Genomic DNA, 15,598 nt, shown 5'->3' with positions numbered 1-15,598 from the left:
GGTGGGCATCGGGTGCCCGCGGAGAGCCCGCTCGCCCCGATCGTAGCCCGTCGAGCGGGCCGCGGTCAGTCGTCGAGGAGGGCGGCGGCGAACATGGGGCGCGCGGCATCGGCGCCCGGCGGATGGAAGATGCTCGCGGCGGCGTCGCGGTAGAGGCGGGCGAGCTCGCTGGCGTTGGAGAACGCGCGGCCCCCCGCACACTGGAGCGCGGCGTCTGCACAGGTGCGCGCGGCCTCGCCGGCGGCCAACCGGGCGGAGACGAGGCGCAGCGGCCAGCCGGCACCGTGGTCGGCCCGCTCGTCGAAGTCCCGGGTGTAGGCGTCGAGCTGCGCGGCCGCGCCCAGGTACGTCCGGTGGGCGTCGGCCAGCCGGACGCGGAACTCCGGCACCTCGGCCAGCGTCACACCGCGCTTGGCGGAGCTGCGCTCCCCCAGCGCCTGCGCGGCCAGGTCGAGCGCGCGCTTGGCCACCCCCGCGTAGACGGCGCCCACGAGCAGCTGGAAGTTCGCGGTGATCGCAAACGTCAGCGGGTCCGGGTTCGGCCCGTCGGGGATGCGGCGGGAGACGCGCTCGGGGCGCATGGGCGCCTCGGTGAGCACGGTGGCGCGGCTGTGGGAGGCGCGCATGCCCATCACGTCCCAGTCGTCGGAGGGCTCGATGCCGCCGGCATCGCGGTCGAGGAACCCGTAGACGATCATGGGGGCGCTCGGGTCCGAGTCGTCGCGGGCATGGACGATGAGCCGGGTCCAGGCGGGGGTCAGCGAGGTGAAGATCTTTACGCCGCTCAGCAGGTAGCCGCCGTCGTCGGTCGGCACGGCCCGGGTGTTCGAGCCCTGGAGCACCCAGTCGTTGTTGGGCTCGGAGATCCCGAACGCGAAGACCTCCCCGGCCAGTGCGTCCTCGAAGACCCAGTCGAGCGAGGTGTCACCACGCTCGTGCAGGGCGCGCACGACGCCCGTGCACATGAGGTGCATGTTCACCGCAAGCGCCGTGGCCGGCGCGGCCGTCGCCAGCCGCTGCTGGAGCCGGGCCACCTCGTTGAGCGTGAGGCCGGGGCCGCCGAACTCCGCCGGGACGAAGACGGTGAGGTAGCCCAGCTCGCGCAGGTCGGCGAGGTCATCGGCGGCAAACGAGTTCTCCGCATCGTGGCGCGCGGCGCGGGCGCGGATGGTCCGCAGCGCCTCCTCGGGCAGGTAGCGCTCGGCGATCTCGCGGAAGCGGGTCTCGCGGTCGGTCATGGGGTGCACTCCTTCGGGTTGGGCGGGGCAGGGCTGCGGAACAGGGCTCGGGGCTGCGCCTCAGGGGCTGGGCACGGGGCCGGGCTCCGGATCGGGGCAGCGGCCACGCGGAGGAGCCGAGCGGTCGGCTGCGCGCGCCTCATTCGAGCGCCCGCAGCACCACGGACCCGTTGTGCCCGCCGAAGCCGAACGAGTTCGACAGCACGGTGCCCACCGTCGTCTGCCGGGGCTCGGTCACGATGTCCCAGTCCGGGAAATCGGGATCGTCGAGGTTGAGTGTGGGCGGGATGAGGCCGGTGCGCAGCGAGCCGACGGCGATGATCGCCTCGACCGCACCCGAGGCGCCCAGCAGGTGGCCGGTCGCGGACTTGGGCGCGGTGAGGGGGATCGTACGGCCGCGCTGTCCGAAGACCGCGTCGAGCGCGGCGATCTCCGCGGCATCGCCTGCGGGGGTACCGGTGCCGTGCGCGCTGATGTGGTCGACATCGGCTGGGCCGAGGCCGGCGTCGGCCAGGCAGGCGCGCATCGCCTGGGCCGCGCCGCGGCCCTGCGGATGCGGGGCCGTGGGGTGATGGGCGTCGCTGGCCGCGCCGAAGCCGGCGAGCTCGGCCAGCGGGCTGGCCCCTCGGGCCCGGGCGGCGGAGGCCGATTCGAGGAGGAGCGCCGCAGCGCCCTGGGCCATGGCGAAGCCGGTGCGCCCGGCGTCGAAGGGCCGGCTCGCGGCGTGCGGATCGTCCTCGTAGCCCGCGGCGAGCGCGCGCATGTTCGCGTTCGAGGCGAGGTTGACCGGTCCCAGGCAGTCCTCCATGCCCACCACGAGCACCGCATCCGCGTAGCCGTGGCGGATGGCGCGCAGCCCCTCTCCCAGGCCGATGGCCGACGACGCGCACGTGGCGCACACGGCCCGAGCATCGCCGTGGGCCCCGTAGCGGTGGCTGAGCAGGGCCGCCGCGGCGTCCGGGGCACCGTAGATCGCCAGGGTCAGCGGCACCCCGCGCGGGCCCGACTCGGTCAGAGCACGCTGCGCGGCCTGCATCGCGTCGACGGGGCCGGAGCCCGTGGCGGCGATGACGGAGAACCGCTGGGGGTCCCAGGGCAGAGCGCCAGCCTGGGTGTTCGCGGTTGCCGAGGCGCCCCCAGCAACCGCCTCACCGCCGGGCAGCGCTCCCGCCTGTGCGAGCGCCTCGTCCGCGGCGGCGAGCGCCCAGTGCTGCACGGGGCTGAGCCTGCGCGCCAGGCTGCGCGGCAGCACCGATGCGGCGTCGAAGCCGCGCACCTGGCCGCCGATCCGCACGGGCAGCTGAGCGAACTCGTCGCCTGCGAGGACGTCGACGGCGCTGCGCCCGGCCGCCACGGACTCCCAGAGCGCGGCAGCGCTCAGGCCCGAGGGGGTGATGGCCCCCATTCCGGTGATGACGACCCGCTCCGGTGCACCGCTCACAGCCGCTCCACTCCCCCCAGGGACTCAACCGCAGATGCCTCCGGCCGGCTGCCGCGGGCGGCACCCGCCTCGGCTGCCCCGGGCGGATCGGCCTCGTTGCCAGCGAGCGCGAGGAGCCGTGCGGCCTCCTCGCGGCGGATCTTCCCGCCCACGGTGCGCGGCAGCCGGCCCACCCGGTAGTACCGGCGCGGCGCGAACTGGGGGGCGAGGCGCGGCTCGGCCCAGGCGCGCAGCTCCGCCTTGGCGGGGACGCTGCCCACCGGGCCCTCGACGGCGTAGGCCACGAGGGTGCCCAGCGAATCGCTCGGCAGGCCGATGGCGCAGCCGGCGCCCAGACCGGGCATGCCGTCGAAGGCGCGCTCCACCTCCGGCAGGGCGACCTTGTGCCCGCCCGTCACGACGATGTCACCGGCCCGCCCGGCCAGGCTGATGCGGGGCGCCTTGGGCGCGCGGGCACCCGATTCGGCGCCGGCGGGCCCATCACCGCCGCCCACAGCCGCCGCACCCGCCTCGGCCGCGTCCACGGCGACGAGGCGCGCCTGATCGCCCACGCTCGCCCAGCCGTCGGGGCCGCGCAGCCGGGCCCGGGCGGTGCCGGTCACGTAGCCCGCGGAGCAGGCGCGGGCGCGGATGAAGAGCGTGCCCAGCTCCCCGGGCGGCAGCGGCGCGCCCTCGGAATCGCGGACCTGTGCCTCGATGCCGGTGTAGAGGCTGATGAGGGTGCCGTCTCCCCCGCGGCTGTCGCCGATGAAGCCGATCTCCGCGGCCCCGTAGTAGCTGACGATCCGCACGCCCGGCAGGGCGGCGGCCAGCCCGTCGCGCAGGGCGGCCGGCAGGTTGGCCCCGCCGGTGACGACGAGGTCGAGGCCCGCGAAGTCCTCCGGGGTGCGCCGCGCGGCGACGATGAGGGCCTGGACGAGCGCGGGCACGGCGACCACGCGGGTGATCGCCTCGCTGCGGATCCGCGCGCCCAGGCCCGCGGCGTCGAGCCCGTCGGCCAGGTGGGCGGTGCCGCCGGAGGCCAGGCACTCGACGAGCGCATAGAGCGTGAGGCTGTAGGAGACCGGGCCCGGGGCGAGGGTGTGCACGCCGGGCAGCGGTTCCAGGTAGGCGCTGGAGACCGCGAAGTTCTCCCGGTACTGGTAGCGGGTCTTGATGAACGCCTTGGGGTTGTCCGTCGTGCCCGAGGAGAAGAGCATGAGGAACGGCTCGGGACCCTCGCGCCGGGTGGGGGCCGGTGCCGGCGCCGAGGCGCGGCCCAGCTCCGCGAACCGCGCGCCGGTGACGATCGCGCCGGTCCAGCCGCGCTCGCGTAGGACGGCGGCCAGCGCGGCGCTGTCGCTCACGACCACCGCGATGCCGGTTGCGGCGATGACGCCCACCTGGTGTTCGAGCGGCCAGCGCGGGTCGATGGTCGCGGAGACTACCGGATAGCCTGCCAGGCCCGCGAAGATGCGGGCGGCGTCGAAGGCGCTGTCCAGGCTCGTGGCGACGATGGGCAGGCCCTGCGCCTCGGGGGCGGAGGCGGGTGCGGGCTGGGTCTGCGCTTCCAGGTCTGCCAGCAGCGCGCGGACCGTGCCCATCGTGTGCCGGGAGTCCGCGACGAGCTCGCCGTAGGAAATGGTCCGCGCGGTGCCGCCGGGGCCGGGCGCGACGATTGCGGGCTGGTCGGGATGCTCGTGGGCGAGGTCGAGGATCCTGCCGGTGATCGGCACGGGCGCTCCCTTCGGTTCGCGGCTGCTGCCGGCGCGCTGGGCTGGGCGCGGGCCCTGGGGCCCGCACGCGGTCGCTCAGGTGCGCCTCACTGAGAGTCTACGGGGCGGGCCGTCGCGAAGGGCCGGCGCCGGCGCTCCTGCAACGCGCCTTCGGGGCGCACGGCCGAGGCAGTGCATTCGCGGCTGCGCATCCGCGGTGTGCGTCGGATCAGCGGCGCGCGTCCGGGGCGGCGGTTGCGCACCGGGTCGGTGATTGCATGCGGCACGACGGCTGCGCGTGCCCGCGCCCGGGGGCTCACGCCCGCCGCTCGCGCAGCGTGAGCAGCACTCCCGCCCCCGCGACGAGCGCGCCGGCGAAGCCCCAGAAGTTCACGGGCTCCGAGGACCGGTCCGCGATCGCCCCGAAGACCGGGGTAAAGAGCCCGCCCACCGTCATCGACATGCCGAGGGTGGCTCCACTGGCGGTGGCCAGGTGGCGCGGCAGGTAGGTGTGCGACAGTGTCGTGTGCAGGGAGAACGGCATGAACAGGCAGAAGCCCAGGGCTCCCGCCACGACGACGGCCAGGAGGAACGTGGGCATGACGAGGAAGAGCAGTGTGAGTGCGGCGCTGCTCAGATAGCCCACCGGCAGCACCCGCAGGCGGCCGAACCGGTCGGCAAGGAAGCCACCGCAGAATGTGCCGAGTGCCCCGGCGGCCGAATAGACGCCCAGCAGCAGGGTCCCCGCGTTGTCGTCCACGCCGTAGACCTCGATGGCCCGCAGTGCGATGAACGACCGCGTGCCGATGTAGGAGAGCGACCACAGCGAGATGGCACACAGGAGCACCGCGAACGGGCGCCAGAGGTCGACGGGCAGCCCGATGGCCGTGCTCCCACCGGTCGGCCCCGGCGCCGGTGCAGGTCCCGGCGCGGGTTCAGGCTCCGGCTCCGGCTCCGGCTCAAGCGTCGCGCGCAGCGGTGCGGATCCCTCTCCGGCTCCCGGGTCCGCCGGCTCCGGCTCGCCGGCGGGCGCGGTCGCACCGGGCCCCGCACCCGAGGCGCCACTCGGGCGGGCGGTGGCACTCGCCTCGGCGGCGCGGGAGCGACGCTCGACGCGCAGGTAGAGCAGGGCGATGGCGAACGTGGGCAGGAGCAGGAGCGGGGTGGCGCGCAGCCCCAGGAGGCCCACGGTCAGGCCCACCCCGACGGGGGCGATCGCCATGCCCAGGTTGCCGCCGGTGGCGAACGTGCTCATCGCGCGGTTGGGGCTGCCGCCGGTGAGCTTCGCGGCCACGGAGGCCGGCGGGTGGAAGGCGGCGGCGCCCAGCCCGGCGATCGCGATGAGCGCCCACGTCACCCAGTAGTTCCCGGCCGTCCATCCGGTCAGCGCCACGCCCAGCGCGGCGACGAGCATGCCGACGAGCGTGAACCAGCGCAGGCCGAAGCGGTCGCTCAGCCCCCCGAACACCGGCTGGGAGACGGCCGACAGCGCGGTCGAGGCCGTCGTGAGCCCGGCCGCCGCGGCGTAGGTGTAGTGCTGCTCGGAGACGAAGTACGGCAGCATCGCGGCAACCGCCCCGGCCTGGAAGTCGTTCATCGTGTGCGTCGACACGATCGTCCAGTACCGCCCGGGCTGGCGCGCGGTGCTGCGCAGGCGCGGCCTGCGCGGTTCCCTCGCCATCGAATCCCTCCTGGCCTGCCACGATACGGCGATCCGGGCCACCGTGGGCGCAGGTCCGGACTCTGGGGTCGGGCCGGCAGGGCGCGCGTCAGGGCCTCGGGCGTGCGGTGGATCGGCCGTCCTTCCACCCGGGCCGGGGCCGCGATAGCGTCGGGGTGGGCGGGCCCACACCCTCCACGCGCCGCGGACCGCCCACCCCACGCCCCTAGAGGACTCCCCATGCCGTTCACCGCCCCACCGGACTTCACGACGCGCCCCACGCTGCGCGGTGACTTCGGGATGACTGCGTCCACGCACTGGCTGGCGACGGCCAGCGGCCAGGCCGTGCTGGAGCGCGGTGGCAACGCGTTCGACGCGGCCGTGGCCTCGGCCTTCGTCCTGCACGTCGTCGAACCCCACCTCAATGGGCCGGGTGGGGACATGACGGGGATCTTCGCCACCGCCTCGGCGCCGGCTCCCACCGTCCTCATGGGCCAGGGCGCCGCGCCGGCAGGCGCCACGATCGCCCACTACGCGGGGCTCGGCCTGGCCGAGGTGCCCGGCGCGGGCGCCCTGGCGGCGGCCGTGCCCGCGGCGGTCGACGCGTGGTTGCTCCTGCTGGCCGAGCACGGCACGTGGGAGCTGGGTGACGTGCTCGCCTACGCCATCCACTACGCCCAGGAGGGCCACCCCATCGTGGCCAATGTGGCAGCGACGATCGAGCGCGTGCGCGCGCTCTTCGCCGAGCACTGGCCCACCTCGGCCGAGCAGTGGATGCCCGGCGGACGGGTCCCGGAGGCCGGTGAGGTCGTGGGAAACCCCGCCTACGCGCAGGTGCTGCGCGAGCTCGTCGCCACAGGGGAAGGCCTGCCCACCCGCGCCGAGCGCATTGCAGCCGCGCGCACCGAGTGGCGCACCGGCCGCGTCGCCCAGGAGATCGCCGAGTTCGTGCGCGAACCGCACATGCACGCCGACGGCGGTGAGTATGCCGGCGTTGTGGGCCGTGAGGACCTCGCCGGTGAGCAGGCCCGGTTCGAGGCCCCGGTGAGCATCGAGTTCCGCGGGTACGAGATCGCGAAGATCGGGCCGTGGGGGCAGGGGCCTGTGCTGCTGCAGGCCCTGCGGATCCTCGACGGCTTCGACGACGAGCACCTGGATCCCTCCACCGAGCTGGGCGCGCACACGGTCCTCGAGGCGCTCAAGCTGGCGCTGGCCGACCGCGAGGCCCACTACGGCGATGCCCACGGCCGCGATCCGCAGCTGCTGGACTGGCTGCTGTCGGAGGAGTATGCGGCCACCCGCCGCGGGCTGATCGGCGAGAAGGCGAGCGCGGCATTCCGCCCCGGGACGCGTCCTCGCGGGAAGGCGGGACCGAGCGCCGGTGCGGGCAGTGCTGGCGGGGATTCCGCCGCAGAGGCGCCCGGCGGGTTCGCGCCTCCGCTGCTCACCCGCGCGCAGTGGGAGGCAGGCGGCGCGGCGTCCGGCGCCCACCTGGGCGTCGGCGAGCCCACCCGCCAGCGCGGGGACGGGGCCGATGAGACCTCGGCCGATGGGACCCATCGCGGTGACACGTGCCATCTGGACGTCGTGGACCGGTGGGGCAACATGATCGCCGCGACGCCGTCCGGCGGGTGGCTGCAGTCCTCCCCCACCATTCCCGGCCTGGGTTTCTGCCTGGGCACCCGGCTGCAGATGACGTGGTTGGACGCGGACTCGCCGTCCGCTCTGGAGCCGGGCACCCGGCCGCGCACCACGCTCTCGCCCACCCTCGTCTCCAAGGGCGGCGTGCCCATCATGGCGCTGGGCACGCCCGGCGGTGACCAGCAGGACCAGTGGCAGCTGCTGCTCGTGCTGCGGCTGCTGGTGGGCGGGTACGAGCCGCAGGAGGCGATCGATGCGCCGGCGCTGCACACCACGGCCATGCCGTCGTCGTTCTATCCGCGGGTCTGGGAGCCGGCCGGCGCGGTGGTCGAGGACCGGTTGGGCGAGGAGGTCATCGCGGGTCTGCGGGCGCGCGGGCACGCGGTAACGCAGGTGGGCGACTGGGACCTGGGCCGGCTCTCCGTCGTCACGCGGGACCCGGAGACCGGGCAGCTGAGCGCGGCGGCGAATCCGCGCGGCGCACAGGGGTACGCCGCGGGGAGGTAGCGGGAGGCGCGGGCCGCGGTCAGGAGCGAGCGCCCTGAACGCGCCGGCGGGCGTGCGCACCACAGGGTGCGGGCCGCGGGCGAGGCTCAGCGCCTACGGAGATTGGTGCTTCGGTTGACCGAAAATGGACTAATATTCGAGGCGTATCGCTCCCCCCTCCCACACCGTGAAAGCAGTCATCATGCGCGCACGCCTCAGCATCCCCGCCGCCCTCGCGGCACTCGCCGTCGCCGGCACGGCTTTCACCGGGTTCTCCGCCCCCGCGAGTGCAGCCCCGAGCGCCTCGGCCCAGACCAGCGCAACGGCTCGCACCGTGTCCGCGCCGCCTGCCGTGCGCGCGAACTACGGGTGCGCGTACAGCGCCAGTGCCCAGAGCACGGTCACCTTCACGCGCGTGAGCGCCGAGTCCTCGCGAGCATCACGCGTCAAGGCAAAGCCGGCCCACAAGCGCATCTCGCGCAGCCAGCTGGCGCGGCATGGGATGAAGATCCGACTCACGGGCCTGAAGAAGAGAGCCCGGGTGGACGCCGCCTCGGACAGGGCACGGTCGTGCGACGCGAACCTCAGCTCGAGCACCGTTCGTGCGTCCGCTTCCGGCAAGGCCACCGTCAAGCTCAAGTACTGGGGTCACAGCTATGACCGCCGAGGCCGCAACCTGAGCAAGGGAACGTACATCGTCGTCGTCAGCCAGAACGGCGGTACTCAGAAGGCGGCACGCGGAACGTTCCGCGTGTACTGAGTGCCTGCGGCTCGGTTCGAGCTGCTGCCCGCGGCATCCACGTCGGGAGCGCCGGGCCGAAGACGCGCACGCGTGACGGATCCGCCACCACCAAGGTGCACCGCCAGGGACGCCGCGTTCACGCGCGCATCCGCGGCCTACAACCGGCGCAGTTCGCCGCGCTTGGCCCTACTTGCAGAGGCAGAACGGGTGGCCGGCGGGATCGGCGTAGACGACGAAGCCCCCATCGGGATCGTCAAGCTGCTCGTCGAGGATCCGGCCGCCCAGTTCCAGGACCTCCTTCTGCGCCGCATCCACATCGTCGACGTAGAGATCGAGGTGGATCTGCTGCGGGCTGCCATTGGGCCACTCCGGCGGCTCGTGGTCCGGGGCGAGCTGGATGGCGATCGCCCAGGTGTCGTCGATGGCGATCTCCCGCCAGTCCACATCCCGGTGGGTGATGGGCTTGCCCGTCAGGTCAGACCAGAAGGCCGCGGTGCCTTCGAGGTCGGCTGCGTCCAGCACGACCTTCTGCTTGGTGATCTTCATGTCCCGAGCGTAGTGGCGCGCCCGCCCCGGCACCAGGGGTGCTCTGACCCGTCCTGCGGTGCGCGGTGAGCGCAAGTGCACCGCACTACGAGGGCGAGTGCGGCCCCAGCCCCGCGACTACAGTGGGCCCCATGGCGGAGACACCCGAAATCGAATGCTGGCTGACGGACATGGACGGCGTGCTCGTACGCGAGAACGAGGCGCTGCCGGGTGCCGCGGAGCTGTTGGAGCAGTGGAACAGGGACGAGACCCCGTACCTCGTCCTGACGAACAACTCGATCTACACCGCCCGCGACCTCGCCGCCCGCCTGCGCCGGTCGGGACTCAACGTGCCCGAGGACCGGATCTGGACCTCGGCGCTGGCGACCGCCCAGTTCCTCGCCGACCAGGTGGACGGCGGCTCCGCCTACGTCGTGGGCGAGGTGGGGCTCACCACCGCGATGCACGAGGCGGGGTTCATCATGACCGAGGCCTCCCCCGATTTCGTCGTCGTGGGCGAGACGCACAACTACTCCTTCGAGGCGATCACGAAGGCCATCCGCCTGATCCGGGGCGGGGCCCGCTTCATCGCGACGAACCCCGATGCCACGGGCCCCAGCCCGGAGGGTGTGCTGCCTGCAACCGGGGCCATCACGGCCCTCATCACGAAGGCCACCGGCCGCGAGCCCTACGTCGTCGGCAAGCCGAACCCCATGATGTTCCGCTCGGCGCTCAACCGAATCGGCGCGCACTCGAAGACCACCGCGATGATCGGCGACCGGATGGACACGGACATCGTCGCGGGCATGGAGGGCGGCCTCTACACGATCCTCGTGCTCTCGGGCATCAGCGAGCGCGAGGACGTGCTCGCCTACCCGTTCCGCCCCAACCGCATCATCGACGGCGTGAGCGAGCTGCTCGACCACAGCGCCTCCGGTCATGGCGAGAAGCAGGCTGGCGGCAAAGGAGACGGCGGCAGGGACGAGGACGGCAAGGCGGGCGACAGCAAAGACAAGGACCAGGGCGAAGACACGGAAGACGCGAAGTCCCGCTGAGGCGGCTCAGACCGGCCTGTGCCCGGCGCTCACATGAGCGCCGATGACAGGCGGCAGACGGACTCCATGTACTTGCGGGTCCACGGCCGGCGCCGCCACTGCTCGAGGTCGAGCAGGCTGCTCTTCGCGTCGTAGGAGTCGATGACCTGCTCGATCTGGTCGAGCATGTTCCCGCGCGCGGAGAGCAGGCTGATCTCGTAATTCAGCCCGAACGAGCGCATGTCCATGTTCGCCGAGCCCATCACCGCATAGGTGCCGTCGATCGTGAAGCACTTGGTGTGCAGCAGCTCCGGCTTGGGGTACTCGTGGATGATGACGCCGGCCTCGAGCAGCGCCTCGTAGTACGACTCCTGCGCCCGCCCGACGACGTACTGGTCCGACGAGCAGAGGTAGAGGTCGAACCGGACGCCCCGGTAGCAGGCGGTGGTGATCGCATCGAGGAACGACTCCGAGGGCACGAAGTAGGGGCTGACCATGCGCACGTGCTTCGTCGCCATGCCGATGAGCGAGGTGTACAGGCGCAGGTTGGGGGCCGTGTGGAAGCCGGGGCCGGAGGGCACGAGCTGGAACGCGTTGGTCTTGCCGCCCAGTGGGGGCGCGGGCTCGTCGGGCATCCGGTAGACGAGGTAGTCCAGCTCCTCGCCGGACTCCGTGTACCAGTCGGTTTCGAAGACCGCCTCGAGCTCCATGACGATCTGGCCCGTCAGCTCGACGGTCACGTCGTGCCAGCGGCGGCCCACCTCGTCGTTCTTCTTCGACTCGTAGTCCGGGGTGATCATGTTCTGCGAGCCCATCACGCCGTACTTCCCGTCCACGACGAGCAGCTTGCGGTGGTTGCGCAGATCCGGGCGGCGGATCTTGCCCTTGAGCGGGAGGAAGGGGAGCATGAGGTGCCATTCGATGCCGGCCTCGCTCAGCCGCCGGCCCAGGTGCTTGAAACCGGGGTACTTCCGGGAGCCCAGGTGATCCATCATGACGCGGACCCTGACCCCGCGGCGCACGGCCGCGGCGCACGCCTCGAAGAAGGCGTTCGTCGTCTCATCCCAGGCCATGATGTAGATCTCGCAGTGGACGTAGCGCTGCGCGCCCTCGACGAGGCGGACCATGCGGGCCAGCGATTCGGCATCGGACATGAGGACGCCCTCGTTGTCCCCGTCGACCATGGGCAGGTACGTCAGGCGCCGATCGAGCCCGATGACCGAGGCGAGCGCCGCGCTGGGCTCGAGCGCCGCCGGGTAGTCCGGCACCTGCTTCGTGCCCTTGGCCAGGAGCTTGTTGGCCTCGCGCTGGATGCGCTCGCGCGGACGATCGATGTACGGGCTGCCCAGGATGAGGAAGAGCGGCACGCCCACGATCGGCAGGAACAGGATGAGCATGAGCCAGCCGGCCGCGGAGCCCGGCTTCCGGTTGTCCGGCACCACGCCCACCGCGATGATCTTGACGATGTACTCGAAGACGATCCAGGAGGTCGTCAGCACCGCAGGCCAGGTCATGTCCGCGCCCACCTCTCCACTACCGGGGCGCGGCCAGCGCGCGTTCCTGACCTGAGCGTAGCCCGCTCCCGAGGCGCGCGCCCGGGGCGCGGCCACGGCCGGCTGGGCGCGCCTCGGCGGCGGCTCACATGAGCGCGGAGGTGAGGCGGCAGACCGAGTCCACGTACCGCCGGCCCAGGGAGCGCTGCTCCCATTCGGCCCGCGTGAGCTCGGTGCTCTTGGCCGCGTAGGTGTCGATGACCTCGGTGAGGGCCGGCACAATGTCACCGTCCATGGCGAACAGCGAGATCTCGTAGTTGAGGCCGAAGGAGCGCATGTCCATGTTCGACGAGCCCATGACGCCGTACGTGTCGTCGATGGTGAAGCACTTCGTGTGCAGCACCGCGGGTTTGGGGTAGCGCAGGATGTGGACCCCGGCGTCGAGCAGCATCTCGTAGTACGAGGACTGGGCGTGGTCGACGAGGAACTGGTCCGCCTGCTCGCCCACGTAGAGCTCGACGCGGACATCGCGGTGGGAGGCTGTGATGATGGCGGCGAGCAGCGATTCGTCGGGGATGAAGTAGGGGCTGACGATCCGCACCCGCTCCTGGGCGGCGTTGATCATGGCCGTGAAGAAGCGCAGGTTGGGCTCCGTCTGGAACCCCGGGCCGGAGGGGATGAGCTGGAGGGCGTTCTCCGCCCCGCCGAGCGCCGGGTCGTCGTCCTCGGGCACGCGGTACTGCTGGATGCCCAGCTCCTCGCCCGCCTCGGAGTACCAGTCGGTGGCGAAGACGGCCTCGAGCTCCGTGACGATCTGGCCCGTGAGCTCCACCGTGATGTCGTTCCAGTGCCGGCCGATCCGGATGTTCTTCTTGGCCAGGTAGCTCGAGTCGATCATGTTCTGCGAGCCCATGATCGCCCGCTGCCCGTCCACGACGACGAGCTTGCGGTGGTTGCGCAGGTCCACCCGGCGCAGGCGGCCGCGCAGCGGCTGGAAGGGCAGCATGAGGTGCCAGTCGATGCCCGCCGCGGTGAGCTTCTTGCCCATCCGCTTGAAGCCGGGGTACTTGCGCGAGCCCAGGTGGTCGAACAGGAGGCGGACCGTGACCCCGCGGGCCGCCGCGTCCTCGAGGGCGCGGAAGAAGACATCCGTGGTGCCGTCCCAGGCGCAGATGTAGATCTCCGCGTGGACGTACTCCTGGGCGCCGTTGACGATGTCGGCCATGCGCTGGATGCTGTCCTCGTAATTCATGGTCACGCCGTGGTTGAGGCCGTCGACCATGGGCAGGAACGTGAGGTTGCGGTTGAGCCGGATGAGCGAGCCGATGTTCTCCGACGGGTGCAGCGTGTCCGGCCAGTCCGGCACGTCGTCGGTGCCGTTCTTGAGCATCTCGTTGGCCTGGGCCTGGATGCGCCTGCGGCGGTCGTTCACGTACGGGCTGCCGAACATGAGGAAGGCCGGGATGCCCACGATCGGCAGGAACAGGATGAGCATGAGCCAGCCGGTGGACGAGCCCGGGCGGCGGTTCTCCGGCACGATGCCGATGGCGGCGATCTTGATCGAGTAGTCGATGAGGATGATGACGATCGCCAGCCAGGTGGGCAGGGTGTCGATGAGGAGCTGCATGGGGGGCTTTCTTGCTCGGCGGCGCTGCGGGCGAGGCGCGAGGCGCGGGGTGCTGCGGTGGTGCGGTGGTGGGTGCTGGGCACGGGGTGTGGGACGGGCTAGCGCCAGCGTAGCGCCTCGGCGCACGCGCACTGCCGGACGGGATCCCCACCCCACCGCACCCCTAACCCGCGACGCCCGTTTGTGATTTTTTGTGATTTTTATGATTCCTGTGATTTCACCCCGCACCGCGCGGCCCCGCCCTCCCCGCGCATCCCCCGCCGTCTGCCCAGTTCAACCGCGGTTCACCGGTCGTTCGCATGGGGCCGATACGTTCGCGGAGTCCACACCGCGCAGCCGGTCCACGGTCGCCATCCGCCCCAGCAGAAGGACACGATGAACGCCTCTCCCGCCCAGCCCGCCGGCACCGCCACACCCCCGGCAACCACCGCAACCGCCGTACGCCGCACGCTCCCTGCAGCCGCCGCCCTCGCAGCCCTCGCCCTTGCGGCCGGCCCCGCCCTGGCCTCTCCCGCCCAGGCGGCGGAGACGGACCCCTCGATCACCGCGCTCAGCGAGTTCGAGTCCTACTGGACCCCCGCGCCGTATGACAAGGCCGACCCCGCGGGCACCGCGTTCCGGGGCAGCGTGACCGAGGCCGGCACCTCGATGCTCGGGCAGAACGACCGCACGCTCGTGGCCATCAACAACGGCGCGGACGAGGCCCAGCAGCACCGTGCGCTCATCGACGCGGACGAGGACTGGAAGCAGACACTGCCCGATTCACTGGGCCCCGTGCTGGGGAAGTACTTCGCCGAGGGGCTCAAGGACGGCTCGCTGGCGGAGACGCGCAAGGCCATCGACGCCGCCGGCAAGGCGGCGAGCACCGGCGATGCGAAGAAGCACTTCAACTACCCGCGCCCCTTCATGGACGACCGCTCGCTGGGCGGGAAGAACGACCTGCGCGGCCTGGAGAAGAAGCTTGGCATCGAGAAGGTCCCCGACTGGACCGACCCGGAGACGAACAAGCTGCACACCGCGCTCTACGACGGGATGGTCGCCGGCCACTCGCAGGCGTTCCCCTCCGGGCACACGACGTATGCCTACCAGGTGGGCCTCGAGCTCTCCATGCTCGTCCCCCAGCTGGCACCCGAGGTGCTCACCCGCTCCTCGGAGGCCGGCAACAATCGCGTGGTCCTGGGCGTCCACTACCCCATGGACATCATGGGCGGGCGGATCCTCAGCCACATGAAGATGTCGACGATCTTCTCCGAGGGCACCTACCCGGAGGACACGATCAAGCCGGCGCAGTCCGAGCTGCAGGGCTACCTCGCCAAGCGCTGCAAGGCCGACAAGCTGGGCGATGACCTCGAATCCTGCATCGACAAGACGGGGGCCGCGGGTACCAAGGGGTATGCGAACCCCGCCGTGGACGAGGTCTCGAAGCAGCCGGTCACGGACCGCGCCTCGGCGCTGACCGCCTACCGCTCGCGCATGACCTACGGGTTCGCCAAGGTGGGCAAGGACGGCGCCGCGCCCGAGGTGCCCGCCCAGGCTCCCGCGCTCCTCACCTCCGCGTTCCCCACGCTCAACGACGCGCAACGCCGCGATGTCCTCGCGGCCACGGAGATCGACTCGGGCTACCTGTTCGACGCGAGCTCGAAGGGCTGGCAGCGCATCAACCTGCCCGCCGCCACCAGCGCGAAGGTCACGCTGAGCAAGGACGGCACGGTTGTGAAGGTGGAGCCGGGCCAGTCGCGGGCCTCCGTCGTCACGGAAGCCGAGCCCACGCCGTCGTCACCCGCCCCGAGTCCCTCGGACTCCGCGCCGGCACCCGAGCCGAGCCGCACCTCGGCCCCGGCGCCCACGGATGAGCCCAGCCGGGCGCCCAAGCACCCGTCGCAGAGCACCTCCGCACCGGCCCCCAAGCCCGGCGACGGCGGGGATGACGACGACAATGCCAGCGGGCCCGGCAGGCTGCCGCGCACCGGTGCGGAGCTGGGCGCGGCGCTGGCCGCGGCGGCCGCGGCCGTGGGCC

General features: G+C 72.2%; 11 protein-coding genes. 4 read left to right on the top strand and 7 right to left on the bottom strand.

What is annotated here, in order from left to right:
• Positions 1-65 precede the first annotated feature (65 nt).
• From GSY69_RS09280 to GSY69_RS09265, 4 genes are all read right to left on the bottom strand, one after another.
• On the bottom strand, positions 66-1,238 hold the full coding sequence (locus tag GSY69_RS09280) for an acyl-CoA dehydrogenase family protein (protein WP_160953581.1): 1,173 nt from the start codon (positions 1,236-1,238) through the stop codon (positions 66-68).
• Positions 1,239-1,377: 139 nt separating this feature from the next.
• The gene (locus GSY69_RS09275; RefSeq protein WP_160953580.1) at positions 1,378-2,679 is read right to left on the bottom strand and encodes a beta-ketoacyl-[acyl-carrier-protein] synthase family protein; all 1,302 of its coding nucleotides are present in this window, start codon (positions 2,677-2,679) and stop codon (positions 1,378-1,380) included.
• Entirely contained in the window at positions 2,676-4,394 is a 1,719-nt protein-coding gene (locus tag GSY69_RS09270; protein ID WP_160953579.1) for a class I adenylate-forming enzyme family protein, read from the bottom strand. Before GSY69_RS09270 ends, GSY69_RS09275 begins: the two co-directional genes overlap by 4 nt.
• Positions 4,395-4,689: 295 nt before the next feature.
• Positions 4,690-6,054 carry an MFS transporter gene (locus GSY69_RS09265; RefSeq protein ID WP_160953578.1) on the bottom strand — a complete coding sequence of 455 codons (1,365 nt, stop codon included), beginning with the start codon at positions 6,052-6,054 and terminating at the stop codon, positions 4,690-4,692.
• Positions 6,055-6,273: 219 nt separating this feature from the next.
• On the opposite strand from GSY69_RS09265, the gene GSY69_RS09260 reads away from it, so the two are divergent.
• Positions 6,274-8,181 carry a gamma-glutamyltransferase family protein gene (locus tag GSY69_RS09260; RefSeq protein WP_160953577.1) on the top strand — a complete coding sequence of 636 codons (1,908 nt, stop codon included), beginning with the start codon at positions 6,274-6,276 and terminating at the stop codon, positions 8,179-8,181.
• Between the two features lie 181 nt (positions 8,182-8,362).
• Positions 8,363-8,920 carry a hypothetical protein gene (locus GSY69_RS09255; RefSeq protein WP_160953576.1) on the top strand — a complete coding sequence of 186 codons (558 nt, stop codon included), beginning with the start codon at positions 8,363-8,365 and terminating at the stop codon, positions 8,918-8,920.
• A 168-nt stretch (positions 8,921-9,088) separates the two neighbouring features.
• Here GSY69_RS09255 and GSY69_RS09250 read toward each other — a convergent pair whose 3' ends face one another.
• On the bottom strand, positions 9,089-9,448 hold the full coding sequence (locus GSY69_RS09250; protein WP_160953575.1) for a VOC family protein: 360 nt from the start codon (positions 9,446-9,448) through the stop codon (positions 9,089-9,091).
• Positions 9,449-9,579: 131 nt separating this feature from the next.
• On the opposite strand from GSY69_RS09250, the gene GSY69_RS09245 reads away from it, so the two are divergent.
• A complete protein-coding gene (locus tag GSY69_RS09245; RefSeq protein ID WP_160953574.1) occupies positions 9,580-10,482 on the top strand; it encodes an HAD-IIA family hydrolase in 903 nt (300 codons plus the stop codon).
• 29 nt (positions 10,483-10,511) lie between these two features.
• Here GSY69_RS09245 and GSY69_RS09240 read toward each other — a convergent pair whose 3' ends face one another.
• Together GSY69_RS09240 and cls are read right to left on the bottom strand one after the other, a co-directional pair.
• Positions 10,512-11,975: a phospholipase D-like domain-containing protein gene (locus tag GSY69_RS09240; RefSeq protein ID WP_160953573.1), complete on the bottom strand. Its 1,464-nt coding sequence runs from the start codon at positions 11,973-11,975 to the stop codon at positions 10,512-10,514.
• Positions 11,976-12,099: 124 nt separating this feature from the next.
• Positions 12,100-13,581 carry a cardiolipin synthase gene (gene cls, locus GSY69_RS09235; RefSeq protein WP_160953572.1) on the bottom strand — a complete coding sequence of 494 codons (1,482 nt, stop codon included), beginning with the start codon at positions 13,579-13,581 and terminating at the stop codon, positions 12,100-12,102.
• A gap of 375 nt (positions 13,582-13,956) precedes the next feature.
• On the opposite strand from cls, the gene GSY69_RS09230 reads away from it, so the two are divergent.
• On the top strand, positions 13,957-15,598 hold a 1,642-nt coding region (locus tag GSY69_RS09230), incomplete at its 3' end, for a phosphatase PAP2 family protein (protein WP_160953571.1).

Source organism: Brevibacterium rongguiense, assembly GCF_009857845.1.
In the GTDB taxonomy this organism is placed as follows: Bacteria; Actinomycetota; Actinomycetes; order Actinomycetales; family Brevibacteriaceae; genus Brevibacterium; species Brevibacterium rongguiense.
The sequence above is the reverse complement of the archived record's forward strand: the minus strand, read 5'-3'. Positions and strand labels throughout refer to the sequence as shown.